This window comes from Azospirillum sp. CT11-132, from assembly GCF_047302835.1.
Lineage (GTDB): Bacteria > Pseudomonadota > Alphaproteobacteria > Azospirillales > Azospirillaceae > Azospirillum.
Genome location: NZ_JBGLZA010000002.1, coordinates 567,666 through 585,543 on the forward strand (window position 1 = coordinate 567,666; position 17,878 = coordinate 585,543).

Below are 17,878 nucleotides of genomic sequence, written 5' to 3' on the forward strand. Positions count from 1 at the left end.
CATGACGACCGTCCCCTTCCTTGTCCCCGTCGTTGCCGGGGCGCTGGCCGGTCTGGCGCTCGGCGTCCTGTTCTTCCGCGGGCTGGCCGCGACGGCACGGCTCTATGCGCTGGGCGGGGTCCGCCGGGCGGTGCCGCTCTATCTGCTGCGGCTGGCAGGCGCCACCGCCGGGTTCACCATCGCCGCCGTGTGGGGCGGGGCGGAGGCGCTGCTGGCGATGCTTGCCGGCTTCCAATTGGCCCGCACCATCGTGGTCCGCCGGGAAAGGCGGGCGCAGGAGGGGACGCCATGACCGAATCGCCGCTGACGACGCCGGTGGTCTTCCTGGTGGGTCCGATTCCGGTCACGCTGCCGGTCGTCGCCACCTGGGGGCTGATGGCGGTGATGGCGCTGGGCTCCGCCTTGGCGACCCGGCGGTTACGAGTTGAGCGGCCCGGCCCGGTCCAGACCGTGCTGGAATTGGTGGTGGAGACCCTGCGCCGGCAGATCGCCGAGACGATGCAGACCGACGCCACCCCCTTCCTGCCGCTGCTGGGCACGCTGTTCCTCTATCTGGCGGTCGCCAACCTGTCGGGGCTGGTGCCGGGCATGAAGGCGCCGACCGCCTTCCTGGAGACGGCGGTGGCGCTGGCGCTGGTCGTGCTGCTGGCATCGCAGGCGCTGGGCATCCGCCGCCGCGGCCTGTGGGCCTATCTGAAGGGCTTCGCCCACCCCACCCCGCTGCTGCTGCCGCTGAACATCCTGTCGGAGCTGACGCGCGCCTTCTCGCTGTCGATCCGCCTGTTCGGCAATGTGATGAGCGGGGAGTTCGTCATCGCCATCGTGCTGTCGCTGGCCGGCCTGTTCGTGCCTGTGCCGCTGATGGCGCTGGAACTGCTGCTGGGCCTCGTCCAGGCGTACATCTTCACCATTCTCGCCGCGGTCTTCATCGGCGGCGCCGTCGGAACAATCGAGAAAGGCTAAGAACCATGGACGTCCATGCCATCAGCATCCTCGGCGCCGCACTGGCGGTGTCGGTCGGCGCCATCGGCCCGGCATTGGCGGAGGGCCGCGCCGTCGCCGCCGCGATGGAGGCCATCGCCCGCCAGCCGGAAGCCGCCAACACCCTGTCACGCACCCTGTTCGTCGGTCTGGCGATGATCGAGACCATGGCGATCTACTGCCTCGTCGTGGCGCTGCTTCTGCTGTTCGCCAACCCGTTCGCCTGAGTGCCGCAATCCCGAGGTCCGTCATGCACATCGACGGTTGGACGCTTCTGCTCCAGGCGGTCAATTTCCTGATCCTGGTCTGGCTGCTGCGCCGCTTCCTCTACCGCCCGATCCTGGCGGTGATCGCCGAGCGGCAGGCCGCCACCGAGCGCGTCCGCACCGAGGCCGAGGCCGCGCGGCAGGCCGCCGAGGACGCGCGCCAGACCCTGGAGGCGCAGCGCACCGCCCTGCCCGCCGAACGCGACCGCCTGATCGCCGCCGCCCGCGCCGAAGCGGAGGCCGAACGCGCCGCCCTGCTGGAGAAGGCGCGGACCGAGGCCGACCACGCGCTGGAGGAGGCCCGCAGTCGGTTGGCCGACGAGCGGGCACAGGCTTTGGACGCGCTGCAGCGCCATGCCGCCGATCTCGGCACCCAACTGGCGACCCGGCTGCTGCGCGACGCCCCGGCGCACGTGCTGACCAGCCCGTTGCTGGAAGAGGCCTGCGCCGCGGTGGAGGCTCTAAGCGCCCCCCAACGCCATGCACTGGTTGACGGCATCGATCCGGTGCCGGTGCGCCTTGCCGCCGCGGGACTGCTGCCGACGGAGGACGCCGCCCGGACGCGCGACCGGCTGGCGGCGGCGTTCGGCCGTCCGGTGGCCTTGGAGCAGGTCGAGGACCCGTCGCTGATCGCCGGGGTAGAGCTGCATTTTGCCCACAGCGTCGTCCGCCGCAGTTGGAAACAGACGCTGGCCGAGGCGAAGGAGGAGATGACCCGTCATGACTCCGCAAGAAGCGATGCCGACGCCCTCGCTTGAGGACGCGCTCGACGCCTGGATGCCGGGCGCGCTGCGCCGGCTGGACGGGCTGGATACGGCTGCGCGGCTGGAATCGGTCGGGCGGGTGGAGTCGGTCGGCGACGGCATCGCCCATGTCTCCGGGCTGCCCGATGTCCGGGTGGACGAGCTTCTGCTGTTCCCCGGCGGCGTCGCCGGGCTGGCCATGGATCTGGACGAGCAGATCGGCTGCGTCCTGCTGGGCGACGCCGCAAAGGTGACGGCCGGCGGCACCGTCCACGGCACCGGGACGGTGCTGCGCGTGCCGGTCGGCGATGGGCTGATGGGGCGGGTGGTCGACCCGCTGGGCAATCCGCTGGATGACGGCCCACCGCTGGAGGCCGAAGGGTGGGAGCCGGTGGAGCGTCCCGCCCCGACCATCGCGGACCGCGCAGCGGTGTCCGAACCGCTGCTGACCGGCACCGTGGTCATCGACGCCATGTTTCCGCTCGGCCGCGGCCAGCGCGAGCTGCTGATCGGCGACCGCGCCACCGGCAAGACGGCCATCGCGGTGGACGCCATCCTCAACCAGACCGACGGCGACGTTTTCTGCATCTATGTCGCCGTTGGGCAGAAGGCGTCGGGCGTACGCGCGGCGATCGAGGCGGTGCGCCAGGGCGGTGCGGCGGCGCGCACGCTGTTCGTCATCGCCGCCGCCGATTCGGCCCCCGGCCTGCAATGGCTGGCGCCCTATGCCGGCTTCACCATGGCCGAGTATTTCCGCGACAGCGGCCGTCACGCCCTGGTCATCGTCGACGATCTGTCGAAGCATGCGGCGGTCCACCGCCAGATCTCCCTCCTGCTGCGCCGCCCGCCGGGGCGCGAGGCCTATCCCGGCGATGTCTTCTACCTGCACAGCCGCCTGCTGGAACGCGCGGCCAAGCTGACGGCCGCCAAGGGCGGCGGCTCGCTGACTGCCTTGCCGATCGCCGAAACCCAGAGCGGCAACCTGTCGGCCTACATTCCGACCAACCTGATCTCCATCACCGACGGGCAGGTCTGCCTGGACGCCAAGCTGTTCTACGAGGGGCAGAAGCCGGCGGTGGACATCGGCCGCAGCGTGTCGCGCGTCGGCGGCAAGGCCCAGCCGCCGGTGCTGCGCAACCTCGCCGAACCGCTGCGGCTCGACTACGCCCAGTTCCTGGAGTTGGAGGTGTTCACCCGCTTCGGCGGACTGGTGGACGAGCGGACGCGCAAGGCGGTGGCGCACGGCCAGCGCATGCGGGCCCTGTTGGCCCAGCGCCACCTGTCGCCCCGCCCGCTGGCGGTCCAGGCGGCGCAACTGCTGGCGCTGGCCGACGGCACGCTGGATGGCCTGCCGCTGGAGGCGATCCCCCGCTTCCAGGCGGCACTCGCCACCCTGGCCGCCGCCCGCCCGCCAAAGATCGGCGAGAAGCTGGACGATGCCACCAAGACGGCATTGCGCGACCTGATCGCGCAAGCGGTCGTCGGCCTTGGCGGAGCCACGCCATGACGGAACGGTTGACGGAGGTCGAAGCGCGGCGGGCCAGCGTGCAGGATTTGGGGGCGGTGACCGATGTCATGCGCTCGCTCGCCGCCATGCGGCTGCAGCAGGCGCTCGGCACGCTCGCCGGCACCCGCGCCTATGCCGAGGTGATCGCCGGGGCGCTGGCCCAGGCAGCCACATTGCTGGACGACGCCCCGATGCAGTGGCCGGCGAACGGACGCGGCCACTCCGCGCTCGTGCTGTTCGCGCCGGAACACGGCTTCGTCGGCGCCTTCGCCGAACGGCTGGTCGAAGCGGCGCTCGCCGCTCCGCCCGGCTGTGCGTTGTGGGTGGTGGGCCAGCGCGGCGCCGCCCTGCTGGACGAACGTGGCCGTCCGCCCGCTTGGTGCGCGGCGATGGCGACCAACACCGACGCCGTCACCACCACCGCCCGGCGCATCGCCGACGCGCTCTATCGCGCGGCGGCGGACGGGCGGCTGGGCCGGGTGGAGCTGCTCTATGGCCGCACCAACGCCGGCGCGCCGCCGGAACTGGTGCGCCGGCCGCTGCTGCCGCTCGGCCTGCCGCGGGACGGTGCCCGGCCGGTGCCGCCGCTGATCAACATGCCGCCGCGCGAGCTGATCGCGCGGCTGGTGGACGAGTATGTCTTCGCCCTGCTGGCCGACGCCGCAATGGAGAGCTTCGCCGCGGAGAATGCCGCCCGCCTCACCACCATGATGACCGCCCGCCACAACATCGAAACCACGCTGGACGAACTGACCGCAACGGCACGCCATCTGCGCCAGGAACAGGTCACGAATGAGCTGATCGAGCTGGTGTCGGGGGCCGAGGCGATGGGGTGAGAGGGCGCGCGAACGCCACCAGCAGTTCCGCCGCGACGAGCGCCGCGATCACCTCCGGCCGCTTGTCGCCGGTCAGCGCGGCACCGATGGGACAGGTCAGCCCCTCCAATACATTGACCTCCCGCCCGCGCGCCCGGAACCAGCGCTCGAACTTCGCGCGTTTCGTCGCCGAGCCGATCATGCCGACATAGGCCGCATCGCCCCGGCGCAAGGCCGCCTCGGTGATCTCGAAATCCAGCGCGTGGCTGTGGGTCAGCACCAGATAGCCGGCGCCGGCCGGCGCGCCCGCCAGCGGGTCGAGCGGGCTGTCGGTCAGGATGCGCTCAACCCCGGTAGGGATCGTTTCGGGAAATTCCTGCACCCGGCCATCGATCCACAGCAGGCGCAGCGGCAGCGGGGCGAAGGCCGCCGCCATCGCCCGCCCGACATGGCCGGCACCGAACAGCAGCAGGGTCGGACGCGCCGTCAGTTCCCGGCGCTCCCGCTCCTGCAACGCGGCGAGGGTGGCGGCGTCGGCGCGCTCCAGACGCAGCACGACATGCCCGCCGCAGCACTGGCCGGTCGCCGGCCCCAGTGGCAAGTCGAGCGCTTCGGCCGCACTGCCATCCTCCAGCATCCGCCGCGCGGTGGCGATCGCGGTCCATTCCAGCCGACCGCCGCCGACGGTGCCGGCGCAGGACTCCCGTCCCACCAGCATGCCGGCCCCTTCCTCCCGCGGGGTGGAGCCGCGCGCCTCGGCGACGGTGACGAGGATGGCGGGGGCGCCTTGGGACAGCCAGTCGGAGAGGGTGGTGAAGAGAGGGGTCATTGTTGGGAGGGTTCTACTTGCCCCCACCCTGACCCTCCCCCGCTGGGCGGGGGAGGGAACTCCGCCGCACTCCCGCAAAGCTCTGGTCCCCCTCCCCGCCCAGCGGGGGAGGGTTGGGGTGGGGGCAAGCAGCCATTCGCTCCCGCAACGCCGCAATGCAGCCCAGCACCCGCTCCGGCGTCGCCGGCGCGTCCAGCCTCGGACAGAAGCGATGCCCAGCCACGCTCGCCACCGCGTCCGACAGGGCGTGGAGCACCGACATGCCCAGCATGAAGGGCGGCTCGCCCACCGCCTTGGAGCGGAAGATGGTGTCCTCGCGGTTCGGCGCGTTCTCCAGCAGCGCGACGTTGAAGATGCGCGGACGGTCGGAGCAGGCCGGGATCTTGTAGGTGCTGGGCGCGTGGGTGCGCAGGCGGCCCTGCGCGTCCCACCACAGCTCCTCCATGGTCAGCCAGCCCATGCCCTGGACGAAGCCGCCCTCGATCTGGCCCCGGTCGATGGCCGGGTTCAGCGACCGGCCGCAGTCATGCAGGATGTCCACCCGGTCGACGACATATTCGCCGGTCAGCGTGTCCACCGTCACCTCGGCGCAGGCAGTACCATAGGCGAAGTAATAGAAGGGCGTGCCGCGCCCGGCCGCACGGTCCCAATGAATCTTCGGCGTCTTGTAGAAGCCGGTGGCCGACAGCTGCACCCGCGCCATATAGGCGGCCCGCACCAGATCGGCGAAGCTCATGTCGCGGTCGCCGACCAGCACCCGGTTGCGCTGGAACCGCACCGCCTCGGGCGCCACGCCCCAATTCTCGGCGGCAAACGCCACCAGCCGCTCCCTGATGGTGCGGGCCGCCGCCTGCGCCGCCTTGCCGTTCAGATCGGAGCCCGAGGACGCGGCGGTGGCCGAGGTGTTGGGCACCTTGCCGGTGTTGGTGGCGGTCGGGCGGATGGTGGCGATGTCGACCTGGAACTCCTCCGCCACCACCTGGGCGACCTTGGTGTAGAGCCCCTGCCCCATCTCGATCCCGCCATGGTTCAGCTGGATGCTGCCGTCGGTGTAGACATGGACCAGCGCGCCGGCCTGGTTGTAGTGGCTGGCGGTGAAGGAGATGCCGAACTTCACCGGCGTCAGCGCCAGCCCCTTGCGCAGGATGCGGCTGGTGGCGTTGAAGGCGCGAATCTCCTCCCGCCGCGTCCAGTAACCACAGCTTTCCTCAAGCTGCGCGATCAACTCCGGCAGGATGTTGTCGGTGACGGTCTGGTGATAGGGCGTCAGGTTGCGATCTTCATTGCCATAGAAGTTCCGCTTGCGGATCTCCAGCGGGTCCTTGCCCAGCGCGAAGGCGATCTCGTCGATCACCCGCTCCGCCGCGACCATGCCCTGCGGGCCGCCGAAGCCGCGGAAGGCGGTGTTGGACACCGTGTTGGTCTTCAGCGGCAAGGATTCCAACCTTGCGGCCGGATAGAAATAGCCGTTGTCGGCATGGAACAGCGCGCGGTCGGTCACCGGGCCGGACAGGTCGGCGGCATAGCCGGCCTTGGCCGCGAACAGCATGTCGACGCCCTGGATCAGCCCGCTGTCGTCGAAGCCGACGCGATAGTCGATCTCGAAATCATGGCGCTTGCCGGTGATCTGGAAATCGTCGTCGCGGTCGGGGCGCAGCTTGGCGGCGCGGCCGGTGCGCTTGGCGACCAGCGCGGTGCAGGCGGCGAACAGGTTGGACTGCGTCTCCTTGCCGCCGAAGCCGCCGCCCATCCGCCGCACCTCCACCGTCACCGCGGCGCTGGGCAGGTCCAGAACATGGGCGACGATGTGCTGCACCTCCGTCGGGTGCTGGGTGGAGACGTGGATCAGCACCTCCTGGTCCTCGCCCGGCAGCGCCATGGCGATCTGGCTTTCCAGGTAGAAATGCTCCTGCCCGCCGATGGCGAGCCTGCCCTCCACCCGGTGCGGCGCCTCGGCCAGCGCCGCGTCGGCGTCGCCCACCCGCAGCGTCATCGGCGCGGTGACCAGCGTTCGCTCCCCATCACGGGCGGCGGCGATGGTCAGGACGGCCGGCAGTTCCTCATACTCTATCACCGCCAGCTTCGCGGCGCGGCGGGCCTGATCGCGGGTTTCGGCGGCGACGGCGAAGATCGGCTGGCCGACATGCTCGACCAGGGTCGAGGCGAACAGCGGCTCGTCATGCTTGCCCATGCAGCCGATGTCGTTCACCCCCGGTACATCCTCGGCGGTGAAGACCGCCACCACGCCGGGCGCTTGCCTGACCGGAGACAGGTCGATGGATCGGATGCGCGCATGCGCCCGGCTGCTGAGTCCGAGATAGACATGCAGCAGGCCGGCCGGTTCGGCGATGTCATCGACATAGACCGCCTCGCCGCTGACATGCTTGTGGGCGCTCTCGTGCCGGCGCGGGTCGTGGACGGCGCCCTGGATGCGCTCCGGGGTGCTGACGGGTGCGATGGGGGTCGTGACGTCAGGTGCCATTGCATCAGGCATGGGCAAGCCTCCGGTCGCCGACCAGACGGGTTTCCGCCGCCGGGTCGCTGGTCTCGACATACAGCTTCATCAGCAAATTCGCGGCCACGGCGGAGCGGTAGGCCGCACTGGCCCGCCAGTCCGACAGCGGCGCGTAATCGTCCGCCAGCGCCTCCATCCCCTGGCGAACGCTGTCCTCGGTCCAGTGACGGCCCAGCAGCACAGCCTCCGCGCCGCCGGCGCGTTTCGGGGTGCCGGCCATGCCGCCGAAGGCGATGCGGATGTCGGCGACCCGCCCCTCGCCGTCCAGCGTCAGGCGGAAGGCGCCGCAGACGGCGGAGATGTCCTGGTCGAAGCGCTTGGCGATCTTGTAGGCACGGAAGCGCATCCCCGCCTCCGGCTTGGGCAGGATCACCGCCTCGACGAACTCGCCCTCGCGGCGGTCCTGCTTGCCGTATTCGATGAAGAAATCCTCCAGCGGCAGTTCGCGCGTCTCCTCGCCGCGCCGCAGCCGCAGGGTGGCGCCGCAGGCGATCAGGGCCGGCGGCGTGTCGCCGATGGGGGAGCCGTTGGCGATGTTGCCGCCGATCGTGCCCATGTTGCGCACCTGCTCCGCCCCGATGCGGCGGATCAACTCGCCGAAATCGGGATAGAGCGCGGCGATCCGCTCCGCCGCGTCGCTGTAGGTGACGCCAGCCCCGATCACCAGCGCGTCACCGCGATCCTCGATCCGCCGCAGGGCGCGGACCCGGCCGGTGTAGATCACCGTCGCCAGCACGCGCTGGAACTTGGTCACCCACAGCCCGACATCGGTCGCCCCCGCAACGATGGTGGCGCCGGGGTTGTCGAGCAGGAGCTGGGCCAGTTGTGGCACCGTGGCCGGCGCCAGGAACCGCCGTCCGCCGGCCCCGACGCTGAGGATTTCCTCGTCGCGCAAGGCCTTCAGCTTCTCCGCCATCGCTTCGCGGTCGGCGAAGCGGTCAGCATTCCGGTCGCCGATCCCGTACATGGCATGGGCGGCGCGGACGATGGGCTCGTAACCGGTGCAGCGGCACAAATTCCCCGCCAGCGCGTCGTCGATGCGCTGCCCGTCCGGCCGCTCCTCGTTCAGGTAGAGCGCCAGCAGCGACATGACGAAGCCCGGCGTGCAGAAGCCGCATTGCGAGCCGTGGCAATCGACCATCGCCTGCTGCACCGGGTGCAGCGCGCCGTCCGGTCCCTTCAGATGCTCCACCGTCAGCAGCCGGCAGCCGTCCAGCGTGGCGAGGAAGCGGATGCAGGCGTTCACCGCCTCGTAACGCAGGGTGTCGCCGTCCAGCCGCCCGACAACCACGGTGCAGGCGCCGCAATCGCCCTCCGCACAGCCTTCCTTGGTGCCGACCCGCCGTTCCGACAGCCGCAGCCAGTCGAGCACCGTCAGGGTCGGATCGACCGCGTCGATCTCCCGAAGCTCGTCGCCGAGATAGAAGCGGAGGCGCTGGCGCATGGCTGCTCCCGATGAACTGGTGACGATGTGACGCAGTATTTCACCGACGTCGACTCTGTCACCAGATCGGCAGCGCGGGAAAGAGTTTCAAACGATTTGCAAAAGAGCGGTGGGACAAGGGAGCATCCTCATGCGGGGTGGTGGCATCCGATGGGGGTGGAACAGTGTGGAACGTTTTTCGGCGACTGTTCCATCCTCCGCCTACGGGTGGCGGGACCGAGAAGAAGTCCGGTCAAGGCAACCGCTTATAAGCCCTCTCCCCCCTGGGGAGAGGGGCGGGTGAGGGGGCAGCGCGGACGGAGCGACCGCGCCTGGGGATTGCCAAGGGGCAGCATGCCCGTTGGCGGCGTGCGGATCGCGCGCCGGCCCCCTCACCCTCCCCACGCCTTCGGCGCGGGTCCCCTCCCTCTCCCCGCTATCGGCGGACCAATGGTCCGCCTGCCGCGTCAGCGCAAACTTCGTTTGCGCGAGAGCGGGGGAGAGAGGGCAATCCGCGGTGCGCTCGCGCAGGGCGCCGGGAAGGTCATCGTCGAGTTCGGGGACGAGCTGACGGTCCGGTTGCGTGGTTTGCCGCTTAGAGGTTGGGGCATCGAGACCGGCGAACAGCCCCAGCCGTTCGGCCAGCCAACGCACCGTCGCCGGATCGCCGGAGGAAACCAGCCGCTCGATCTGTTCGGCAACCAGGATGCGCAGCGAAGAGAGCCGCAGCTCGGCCTCGCGGTTCAACGCCTGCCGCTCCCACCACACCCTGTGACGAAAATCCTTGGATCCGTAATAGGCGCGCCAGAGCGTGGTGCGGCTGCAGCCCATGGCGCGGGAGACCTGGAGAAAGCTGCTGCCGCGCGCCAGCATGCCGGCAGCCATGATCCATTGCTCCTCGTGGAACTGCGAACCGGGAACCAGCGAGCCTTCGGACGGGACCGGCGGCTCCTCCGCCCAGCGGGGGAAATGGTCGTGTGCGAGGGTACGGTTGTCGAGGGGCATGGCGTCGCTCCGCAGGATGGTGGGACCATTGCGGAGAGGTTATAAGAATTTATTCCCTATCTGGTGGGTTTTGTGCAAACCCGGGAACGGGCGCCGCCTTCCACTCCGTTATGCATTGCCCTCCGGCGTCATCGTCGCCAGTCCTCTATCCTGGCCACCATCCGCCCGCACCGACGCCAGCGTCAGCGCATGCCAGTAGAGGTCCAGCAGGGCCGCCGGCATGCCGCCTTCCTCATGGCCTTCCATCGGCAGGATAGCGGCGGCATGGGCAAGCGCGGCGGTGGCGGCGTTCGGGCTGCGCGACACCGCATCGCCCAACAGCCCAAGAGTCTGTCCCAGCGCGGCGGCATCGAAACGCAGCAGGGCGGGCGGCACGGTGATCTGCGCCTCGCCCCCGCGCAGGCGGCCGACGGCGATGTAGACATGCAGCAGGTCGGGCCGCTCCTCCGGCCGCAGCAGGGCGGCGACGATACGGTTGCCGGTCAGCGGGCCGGTGCCGTCGAACTCGTACATGGTGGCGCGCTCGCCCTGGCGGGTGGCGGCAAGGCCGGCGAGGCGGGCGGTCAGCGGTTCCGCCGCCCGGCGGTTGGCTTCGTCGAACAAAGCGGGGTGGCTGCCGCCCTCGCTCAGCACCACCAGCGGGGCGTCGGTCGCCGCCGCGGCGGCCAGCAGGCGGGCCAGCACGGCGAAGGGATCGGTGCCCGCCTCGCCCGCTTCCGCTTCCAGCAGGCCGGCACCACGGCGCAGCACGGCCTCCGCAAAGCTGATGTCGATGTCCATGGCCGAGCCCTCCTCCCTGACGACGGAGCCCCTTTTAGGCCGGGGCGCCCCGTCCGCTCAATGGTAACCGAAGGCGCCCGTCACCTTTCCGCGGAAGATCCAGTAGGAATAGGCGGTGTAGCCCAGGATCGCCGGGATCAGGAAGGCCATGCCGACCAGCAGGAACACCTGCGTCTCCGGCGGGGCCGCCGCCTCCCACACGGTGACGCCGGGCGGGATCAGGTGCGGCCACAGGCTGATGGCGAGGCCGAGGTAAGACAGGGCGAACAGCGCCATCGACAGCACGAAGGGCGCCACGTCCCGGCTTTTGTCGATGGCCCGCCACAGGGCGACGGCCAGCACCGCCGTGAGGATGGGCACCGGCGACAGGAGGATCAGGTTGGGCATGGAGAACCAGCGCTGGGCGATCTGCGGCAGCAGGAAGGGCGTCCACAGGCTGACCACCGCCACGCCGACCAGAACCACCAGCATCAGCAGCCGCGCCATGCGGAAGCACCAGTCCTGCAACGGCCCGATGGTCCGCCAGATCAGCCATGTCGCCCCGAGCAGCGCATAGCCCACCACCAGCGCCACCCCGCAGAACAGGCTGAAGGGCGACAGCCAGTGCAGCATGCCGCCGACGAACTGCCGCCCGTAGACCGGAATCCCCTGGATGAAGGATCCCAGAACGACACCCTGCGCGAAGGTCGCCAGCAACGAGCCGAGAAAGAAGGAGCGGTTCCACCAATGCCGCCCCGCCCGCGCCTTGAAACGGAACTCGAAGGCGACGCCACGGAAGATCAGGGCGATCAGCATGACCAGCAGCGGCAGATACATCGCCGGCAGGACCACGGCATAGGCGATGGGAAAGGCCGCGAACAGCCCCGCCCCGCCCAGAACCAGCCAGGTCTCGTTGAAGTCCCAGACCGGCGCCACCGTGTTCATCATGGTGTCGCGGTCCTCCTCCGTCGGGGCGAAGGGATAGAGGATGCCGATGCCGAGGTCGAAGCCGTCCATCAGCACATACATGAACACCGCGAAGCCGACGATCCCGACCCAGATCAGGGTCAGCAGGCTTCCTTCCGCAATTTCCTGCATCGGGCTTACTCCGCCGCTTCGAGGGACTGGTCGGTGGCCGACAGCGGCCGTTTCGGGCTCTGCGCCTCCGGCGGCTGGGGGGCATCGTGGATGTGCGTCGGGCCGGTGCGCAGCAGGCGGATCAGGTAATAGGTGCCGGCGCCGTAGATGAGCGTGTAGGCGACGACGAAGGACAGCAGCGAGATCAGCGCCGCCCCCGTTGTCAGCGACGGCGTGACCGCGTCGGCCGTGCGCAGATGGCCGTAGACGACCCAGGGCTGGCGCCCGATCTCGGTGGTGAACCAGCCGGCCAGGATGGCGACGAAGCCGATGGGCATGCAGCCGACCAGAATGCGGTAGAACCAGTCGCTGTTGTACAGCCGGCCGCGGAAACGCAGCACCAGATGAACCGCTGCCACCGTCAGCATCAACAGGCCGATGCCGACCATCAGGCGGAAGGTCCAGAAGATGATGCGCGGATCGGGTCGCTCGTCGGCCGGGAACTGCTTCAGGCCGGGAACCGTGCCGTTGAAGTCGTGGGTCAGGATCAGGCTGGACAGGGCCGGGATGCCGATCTCCAGATGGTTGGTTTCCTTCTCCACGTCGGGGATGGCGAACAGCACCAGCGGCGCGCGCGGGCCGCCCTCCCAGTTGCCTTCCATCGCGGCGATCTTGGCCGGCTGGTATTCCAGCGTGTTCAGCCCGTGCTCGTCGCCGAGGAAGATCTGCAAGGGCGCCAGAACGGTGATGAGGGCGAGCGCCATGCCGAGCCCCAGCTTCGCGTGGTCGAAATGCCGGCGCTTCAGCAGGTAGAAGGCGCTGATGCCGGCGACGACGAAGCTGGTGGTCAGGAACATCGCCGTCACCATGTGGGCGAGGCGATAGGGGAAGGACGGGTTGAACACCACCTGCCACCAGTCGGTGACGAAGTAGCGGCCGTCCCGGATCTCGAAGCCGGCCGGGGTGTGCATCCAGCTGTTGGCCGACAGGATCCAGAAGGACGACAGCAGCGTGCCCAGCGCCACCAGACAGGCCGCCATCAGGTGGATGCCGCGCGGCACCCGGTCGCGCCCGAACAGCAGGATGCCGAGGAAGGCGGCCTCAAGGAAGAAGGCGGTCACGACCTCGTACTGGATCAGCGGCCCCAGCACGTTGCCCACCGTGTCGGACCAGCGGCTCCAGTTGGTGCCGAACTGATAGGACATGACGATGCCCGACACCACGCCCAGCCCGAAGGACAGCGCGAAGATCCGCGTCCAGAACTCCGACAGGCTGCGGTAGATGCCCTTGCCGGTGCCCACCCACAGCGCCTCCAAGAGCGCGATCCAGCAGGCAAGTCCAACCGTGAAGCTGGGGAACAGGATGTGGAAGGAGATCGTGAACGCGAACTGGATTCGCGACAGGATCAATGGATCGAGGTCCATGGCCGCCGCCTCTTTTGTTTGGGCGCGTGGAATGCCGTTCGCCGGGCGTAACCCGGCGCGGCTGTGGCAAGACCCCATGTAGGGTGAGTGATTGGGCCGGAAAGGGGACTAGTCTTTCGGGCTTGAGCCGGACTACGGGAAGCGGTAGCGAGGATGCGCTTTGCTGCGCGCACTGCCCCTTTGGACGATCTGGTCAGTGGGGCGGCCCGATCAATGCGGTGGATAAACCGCCGTTATGCCGGAAATCACGGTTTGAGCGGCCAGCGCCGCCAGCACGATGCCCAGCACGCGGCTGACCGTGTGGATCACCGTGCGGCCCAGCAGCCGCCCGACCCGGTCGGCGCCCAGCAGGATCAGCGTCACCCCGCCGATCACCGTCGCTGCGGCGCCCAACACGCTGACCTGCCCCGCCACCGTGGTGCCGACACGGTCCATCAGCAGCAGGATGGAGGTGATGGCGCCCGGCCCGGCGATCAGCGGCACCGCCAGCGGGAAGACGGCGATGTCATGGGCATCCTCGTCGGTCATCGCCTCTCCGGTCGCACGCTCCTTGCGTTCGGAGCGCTTGGCGAACAGCATTTCGAAGGCGATCCAGAACAGCAGCGCGCCGCCGGCGATGCGGAAGGCCGGCATTTCGATCGACAGCGTCTGCAGCACGACCTTGCCGAAATAGGCGAAGAAGACCAGCACCACGAATGCGATGGCGTTGCCGCGCAGCGCGATGATCCGCTTGTGCCGGTCATCGAAGCCGCGGGTCAGCGCGATGAAAAGAGGCACCAGCCCCGGCGGATCGACGACGACGAAAAAGACGACGAGATTGCTGATGTAGTCCGACAATGCGGGCTCCAGCCTGATGTGATTATGGAATTGCGGCACCGATCATAGGCTTGGCGGTGCGGGGTGTCACCCCTCGGCCAGCGCGTGGGCGAACGCATCCACTCCCTGCACGCCAGCCGGGGTCAGCGCATAGGTGCCGCGCCCGACCCGCTCGAACCAGCCATAGACATTGCGCTGCAGCATCGGCCCGACATCCTTCGGCGCCCCCGCCTTGCGAAGGGCGGCAACAGTCAACGGCCCGTCGCGCAGCAGGCGGGCGATGCGCAACGCGTCCTGGCGATAGGCGGTGACGATGGCGACGCGGGTGGACCCGCCCCGGTTGGGATCGCCGACCCGGCGGGCATGCTCGCCCAGCAGGCGATGGGTGCGCTTCTTGTCCTTGCGCGGGGTATAGGGAACGGGATCGAGCAGCACGGTGACGCGGCAGTCCTCCGCCAGCCCCGGATCGACCATCAGCAGGCCGAGACCCAGCCGGCGACAGAGCTTCTTCACGTCACCGTCCAGTGGAGACGGTCCGGTGGCCTTGCGCCCCGGCTGAGGCACGGCGAGATAAACGCTGTCGCTGACCGCCAGCCGGTCCACCCCCTGCAGCACGAGGTCGAGCGTGAAGCGCTTCTTCAGTTCGACGATCACCGGCGGCTCGGCCCCGCGCGTGGCGACGAGATCGCAGCCATGGATCTCCGCCTTCACGTCATAGCCCTGGGCTTCGAGGAACGCCTTCACGGGCGCGTAGAGGTCGGTTTCTGCGGTGACGGTCAAAAGTCGCCTGTCAAAACATCAATGGCACGGCGAATGTCGGAATGAGCGTCGGATGCGGATGCGACGACAGTGCCGATTTGCGTAACGGGCAATGCGACGATCTGCGGTGTCGCGACGACGAATGCCTCGTTGCCGACCATGATCGACGGCATGATTTTGGGAATTGGATGTTCAACTTCGGATGACCGGATCAACGGAACGACGACACGGGTTCTGTCGATGCCGACATAATCACCCTGAACGATCAAGAGATAGGGAATGGGGTGAGTCTTCTTTCCCTTCGCCGCCGGGTTGAGACAGACGTCCAGAAATCTCATTCGAAATTCCGGTACTCTTCACCAAAAAGGCCCAGTCGGTCCACCAACGCATCGTAGGCGGCAAACGCCGCCCGATTGTCCTCCATCCATTTCTTCTTTTCGGCTTCGATGGCAGACACACGCGATGCATTGTCCAGCGTATCGGAAACGGGAAGCTCATTCTTCTTGGCTGGATCGATCCTGGACATCGAACGGCTCCCGAACATGCATCACTGAGCTAAGAATAGTGCCGCGGCTCCAGCCTGTCCAGTTCAGGGCCGTCGCAATCAGGAGCGGGAAGGACCTGCGCCCTTCCCGCTTCCGCTCGTCAAGCCGCCGCCTTCTGCTTGCGCAGGATGCCGAGGATGTCGGACGCCGCCTTCGGGATGTTGGTGCCCGGGCCGTAGATCGCCGCGGCGCCGGCCTTGTAGAGGAAGTCGTAGTCCTGCGGCGGGATCACGCCGCCGCACACCACCAGGATGTCGCCGGCACCCTGCTTGCGCAGTTCCTCGATCAGTTGCGGGACCAGCGTCTTGTGGCCGGCGGCCTGGGACGACACGCCGATGACGTGGACGTCGTTCTCCACCGCCTGACGCGCCGCCTCGTCCGGGGTCTGGAACAGCGGGCCGATGTCGACGTCGAAGCCGATGTCGGCGAAGCTGGTGGCGATCACCTTGGCGCCGCGGTCGTGGCCGTCCTGGCCCATCTTCACCACCAGGATGCGCGGCCGGCGGCCTTCCTCGGCGGCGAAGGACGCCACCTCCTCCTGGATGCGCTTGAAGCCCTCGTCGCCCTCATAGGCCGAGCCGTAGACGCCCGACACCGAGCGGATGACGGCGACATGGCGGGTGAAGGCCTTTTCCAGCGCGTCGGAGATCTCGCCGACGGTGGCGCGGGCGCGGGTGGCCTCGACCGACAGGGCCAGCAGGTTGCCGGTCTTCTCTGTGGCGGCCTTGGTCAGGGCAGCCAGAGCCTCCTGGCACTTCGCCTCGTCCCGGGCGGCGCGGATCTGCTTCAGGCGGGCGATCTGCGCCTCGCGGACGGCGGTGTTGTCGATGTCCAGCACGTCCACCCCCTCGGGGTTCTCCGGACGGTACTTGTTGACGCCGACGATCACCTCCTCGCCGCGGTCGATGGCGGCCTGACGGCGGGCCGCGGCCTCCTCGATCAGCAGCTTGGGCATGCCGCTCTCGACCGCCTTGGTCATGCCGCCCATCTCCTCGACGCGGCCGATCAGCTCAAGGGCGGCATTGGCGAGGCTGTGGGTCAGATTCTCGATGTAGTAGGAGCCGCCGAGCGGATCGACCACCTTGGTGACGCCGGCTTCCTCGGCGATGATCAGCTGGGTGTTGCGGGCGATGCGGGCGGAGAATTTGGTCGGCAGGCCCAGCGCCTCGTCGAAGGCGTTGGTGTGCAGCGACTGGGTGCCGCCCAGCACCGCAGCCATCGCCTCGATGGTGGTGCGGATGACGTTGTTGTAGGGGTCCTGCTCGGTCAGCGAGACGCCGGAGGTCTGGCAGTGGGTGCGCAGAGCCAGCGAGCGCGCGTCCTTCGGCTGGAACTTCTCCTGCATCAGGGAGGACCACAGCAGGCGCGCGGCGCGCAGCTTGGCGATCTCCATGAAGAAATTCATGCCGATGGAGAAGAAGAAGGACAGGCGCGGCGCGAACTTGTCGACCGGCAGGCCCTTGGACATCGCCGCGCGGACATACTCAAGGCCGTCGGCGATGGTGAAGGCCAACTCCTGCACCGCCGTCGCCCCGGCCTCCTGCATGTGATAGCCGGAGATCGAGATCGAGTTGAACTTCGGCATGTGCTGGGAGGTGTACTCGATGATGTCGGCGATGATCCGCATCGAGGGTTCGGGCGGGTAGATGTAGGTGTTGCGGACCATGAACTCCTTGAGGATGTCGTTCTGGATGGTCCCGCTCAGCTTGTCCTGGGCAACGCCCTGCTCCTCCGCCGCGACGATGTAGCCGGCCAGGATCGGCAGCACCGCGCCGTTCATGGTCATCGACACCGACATCTTGTCGAGCGGGATGTCGGCGAAGAGAACCTTCATGTCCTCGACGCTGTCGATCGCCACGCCGGCCTTGCCGACGTCGCCGACGACGCGCGGATGGTCGCTGTCATAGCCGCGGTGGGTGGCGAGGTCGAAAGCCACCGACAGGCCCATCTGGCCGGCCTTGAGGTTGGCCTTGTAGAAGGCGTTCGACTCCTCCGCGGTGGAGAAGCCGGCATATTGGCGGATGGTCCAGGGCTTCACCGCGTACATCGTGGCGCGCGGGCCGCGGGTGAAGGGCGGGAAGCCGGGCAGCGTGTCCAGCTCCATCCCTTCCAGGTCGGCGGCGGTGTAGAGCGCCTTGACGTCCAGCCCTTCCGGGGTCTTCCAAACCAGCTTGGAAAGGTCACCGTCGGCGCCGAGATCCTTGGCGGCCAGCTTGTCCCAATCGGCAAGGGTCTTCTTCGGGAACTCGGTCATCGACGCCTCCTGATGGCTTCTTATGGGCGTGGTGGAGCATTGCCCCCACCCTAACCCTCCCCCGCTGTCGCAGGGGAGGGGATCTCCCCTCCCCGCCCAGCGGGGGAGGGTCGGGGTGGGGGCAAGGGGTGGTACGCTTCCTCTCGGTACTGTTCTTCTT

18 protein-coding genes are annotated in these 17,878 nt (G+C 68.6%); 6 read left to right on the forward strand and 12 right to left on the reverse strand.

Annotation, left to right across the window (positions count from 1 at the left end):
• Position 1 precedes the first annotated feature (1 nt).
• The 6 genes from ACCD06_RS04415 to ACCD06_RS04440 are packed head-to-tail and all read left to right on the forward strand — an operon-like array spanning position 2 to position 4,333.
• A complete protein-coding gene (locus ACCD06_RS04415) occupies positions 2-292 on the forward strand; it encodes an ATP synthase subunit I (RefSeq protein ID WP_413339055.1) in 291 nt (96 codons plus the stop codon).
• On the forward strand, positions 289-963 hold the full coding sequence (locus tag ACCD06_RS04420; protein WP_413339057.1) for a F0F1 ATP synthase subunit A: 675 nt from the start codon (positions 289-291) through the stop codon (positions 961-963). The genes ACCD06_RS04415 and ACCD06_RS04420 overlap by 4 nt, the downstream gene beginning before the upstream one ends.
• Before the next feature lie 5 nt (positions 964-968).
• On the forward strand, positions 969-1,208 hold the full coding sequence (locus ACCD06_RS04425; RefSeq protein WP_012977203.1) for a F0F1 ATP synthase subunit C: 240 nt from the start codon (positions 969-971) through the stop codon (positions 1,206-1,208).
• A gap of 23 nt (positions 1,209-1,231) precedes the next feature.
• Positions 1,232-2,005 (forward strand): hypothetical protein, encoded by a 774-nt coding sequence (locus ACCD06_RS04430; RefSeq protein ID WP_109075493.1) that lies wholly within the window; start codon positions 1,232-1,234, stop codon positions 2,003-2,005.
• Positions 1,968-3,497, forward strand: coding sequence for a F0F1 ATP synthase subunit alpha (locus ACCD06_RS04435; protein ID WP_413339059.1), 1,530 nt, complete (start codon positions 1,968-1,970; stop codon positions 3,495-3,497). The genes ACCD06_RS04430 and ACCD06_RS04435 overlap by 38 nt, the downstream gene beginning before the upstream one ends.
• Positions 3,494-4,333: a FoF1 ATP synthase subunit gamma gene (locus ACCD06_RS04440; protein WP_413339061.1), complete on the forward strand. Its 840-nt coding sequence runs from the start codon at positions 3,494-3,496 to the stop codon at positions 4,331-4,333. The genes ACCD06_RS04435 and ACCD06_RS04440 overlap by 4 nt, the downstream gene beginning before the upstream one ends.
• Here ACCD06_RS04440 and xdhC read toward each other — a convergent pair.
• The 12 genes from xdhC to scpA form a co-directional block, all read right to left on the reverse strand.
• Positions 4,284-5,141, reverse strand: coding sequence for a xanthine dehydrogenase accessory protein XdhC (xdhC, locus tag ACCD06_RS04445; protein ID WP_413339063.1), 858 nt, complete (start codon positions 5,139-5,141; stop codon positions 4,284-4,286). The two genes, ACCD06_RS04440 and xdhC, sit on opposite strands and share 50 nt — an antisense overlap.
• Before the next feature lie 13 nt (positions 5,142-5,154).
• Complete coding sequence (gene xdhB, locus ACCD06_RS04450) at positions 5,155-7,635, reverse strand: xanthine dehydrogenase molybdopterin binding subunit (RefSeq protein ID WP_413339065.1); 2,481 nt, start codon at positions 7,633-7,635, stop codon at positions 5,155-5,157.
• Positions 7,628-9,100 carry a xanthine dehydrogenase small subunit gene (gene xdhA / locus ACCD06_RS04455; RefSeq protein ID WP_413339067.1) on the reverse strand — a complete coding sequence of 491 codons (1,473 nt, stop codon included), beginning with the start codon at positions 9,098-9,100 and terminating at the stop codon, positions 7,628-7,630. Before xdhA ends, xdhB begins: the two co-directional genes overlap by 8 nt.
• A 201-nt stretch (positions 9,101-9,301) precedes the next feature.
• Positions 9,302-10,084, reverse strand: a complete 783-nt coding sequence (locus ACCD06_RS04460) for a hypothetical protein (RefSeq protein ID WP_413339068.1) — start codon at positions 10,082-10,084, stop codon at positions 9,302-9,304.
• A gap of 108 nt (positions 10,085-10,192) precedes the next feature.
• Complete coding sequence (locus tag ACCD06_RS04465) at positions 10,193-10,864, reverse strand: hypothetical protein (RefSeq protein ID WP_413339070.1); 672 nt, start codon at positions 10,862-10,864, stop codon at positions 10,193-10,195.
• 57 nt (positions 10,865-10,921) lie between these two features.
• Entirely contained in the window at positions 10,922-11,941 is a 1,020-nt protein-coding gene (gene cydB, locus ACCD06_RS04470; RefSeq protein ID WP_413339072.1) for a cytochrome d ubiquinol oxidase subunit II, read from the reverse strand.
• A 5-nt stretch (positions 11,942-11,946) separates the two neighbouring features.
• Positions 11,947-13,344 carry a cytochrome ubiquinol oxidase subunit I gene (locus tag ACCD06_RS04475; protein WP_413339074.1) on the reverse strand — a complete coding sequence of 466 codons (1,398 nt, stop codon included), beginning with the start codon at positions 13,342-13,344 and terminating at the stop codon, positions 11,947-11,949.
• 210 nt (positions 13,345-13,554) lie between these two features.
• On the reverse strand, positions 13,555-14,181 hold the full coding sequence (locus ACCD06_RS04480) for a MarC family protein (RefSeq protein ID WP_109151729.1): 627 nt from the start codon (positions 14,179-14,181) through the stop codon (positions 13,555-13,557).
• Positions 14,182-14,247: 66 nt separating this feature from the next.
• Positions 14,248-14,940, reverse strand: coding sequence for a DUF2161 domain-containing phosphodiesterase (locus ACCD06_RS04485; protein WP_109075502.1), 693 nt, complete (start codon positions 14,938-14,940; stop codon positions 14,248-14,250).
• Positions 14,937-15,257: a CcdB family protein gene (locus ACCD06_RS04490; RefSeq protein ID WP_109075503.1), complete on the reverse strand. Its 321-nt coding sequence runs from the start codon at positions 15,255-15,257 to the stop codon at positions 14,937-14,939. The genes ACCD06_RS04485 and ACCD06_RS04490 overlap by 4 nt, the downstream gene beginning before the upstream one ends.
• Positions 15,254-15,445, reverse strand: a complete 192-nt coding sequence (locus ACCD06_RS04495) for a type II toxin-antitoxin system CcdA family antitoxin (RefSeq protein ID WP_413339077.1) — start codon at positions 15,443-15,445, stop codon at positions 15,254-15,256. The genes ACCD06_RS04490 and ACCD06_RS04495 overlap by 4 nt, the downstream gene beginning before the upstream one ends.
• A gap of 119 nt (positions 15,446-15,564) precedes the next feature.
• Positions 15,565-17,718, reverse strand: coding sequence for a methylmalonyl-CoA mutase (scpA, locus tag ACCD06_RS04500; RefSeq protein ID WP_413339079.1), 2,154 nt, complete (start codon positions 17,716-17,718; stop codon positions 15,565-15,567).
• Between the last annotated feature and the right edge of the window lie 160 nt (positions 17,719-17,878).

Excerpts from the sequence above, each read along its gene's own strand:
- ACCD06_RS04415 (WP_413339055.1), top strand. The coding sequence starts at position 2 with ATGACGACCGTCCCCTTCCTTGTCCCCGTCGTTGCCGGGGCGCTGGCC.
- ACCD06_RS04420 (WP_413339057.1), top strand. The coding sequence starts at position 289 with ATGACCGAATCGCCGCTGACGACGCCGGTGGTCTTCCTGGTGGGTCCG.
- ACCD06_RS04425 (WP_012977203.1), top strand. The coding sequence starts at position 969 with ATGGACGTCCATGCCATCAGCATCCTCGGCGCCGCACTGGCGGTGTCG.
- ACCD06_RS04430 (WP_109075493.1), top strand. The coding sequence starts at position 1,232 with ATGCACATCGACGGTTGGACGCTTCTGCTCCAGGCGGTCAATTTCCTG.
- ACCD06_RS04435 (WP_413339059.1), top strand. The coding sequence starts at position 1,968 with ATGACTCCGCAAGAAGCGATGCCGACGCCCTCGCTTGAGGACGCGCTC.
- ACCD06_RS04440 (WP_413339061.1), top strand. The coding sequence starts at position 3,494 with ATGACGGAACGGTTGACGGAGGTCGAAGCGCGGCGGGCCAGCGTGCAG.
- xdhC (WP_413339063.1), bottom strand. The coding sequence starts at position 5,141 with ATGACCCCTCTCTTCACCACCCTCTCCGACTGGCTGTCCCAAGGCGCC.
- xdhB (WP_413339065.1), bottom strand. The coding sequence starts at position 7,635 with ATGCCTGATGCAATGGCACCTGACGTCACGACCCCCATCGCACCCGTC.
- xdhA (WP_413339067.1), bottom strand. The coding sequence starts at position 9,100 with ATGCGCCAGCGCCTCCGCTTCTATCTCGGCGACGAGCTTCGGGAGATC.
- ACCD06_RS04460 (WP_413339068.1), bottom strand. The coding sequence starts at position 10,084 with ATGCCCCTCGACAACCGTACCCTCGCACACGACCATTTCCCCCGCTGG.
- ACCD06_RS04465 (WP_413339070.1), bottom strand. The coding sequence starts at position 10,864 with ATGGACATCGACATCAGCTTTGCGGAGGCCGTGCTGCGCCGTGGTGCC.
- cydB (WP_413339072.1), bottom strand. The coding sequence starts at position 11,941 with ATGCAGGAAATTGCGGAAGGAAGCCTGCTGACCCTGATCTGGGTCGGG.
- ACCD06_RS04475 (WP_413339074.1), bottom strand. The coding sequence starts at position 13,344 with ATGGACCTCGATCCATTGATCCTGTCGCGAATCCAGTTCGCGTTCACG.
- ACCD06_RS04490 (WP_109075503.1), bottom strand. The coding sequence starts at position 15,257 with ATGAGATTTCTGGACGTCTGTCTCAACCCGGCGGCGAAGGGAAAGAAG.
- ACCD06_RS04495 (WP_413339077.1), bottom strand. The coding sequence starts at position 15,445 with ATGTCCAGGATCGATCCAGCCAAGAAGAATGAGCTTCCCGTTTCCGAT.
- scpA (WP_413339079.1), bottom strand. The coding sequence starts at position 17,718 with ATGACCGAGTTCCCGAAGAAGACCCTTGCCGATTGGGACAAGCTGGCC.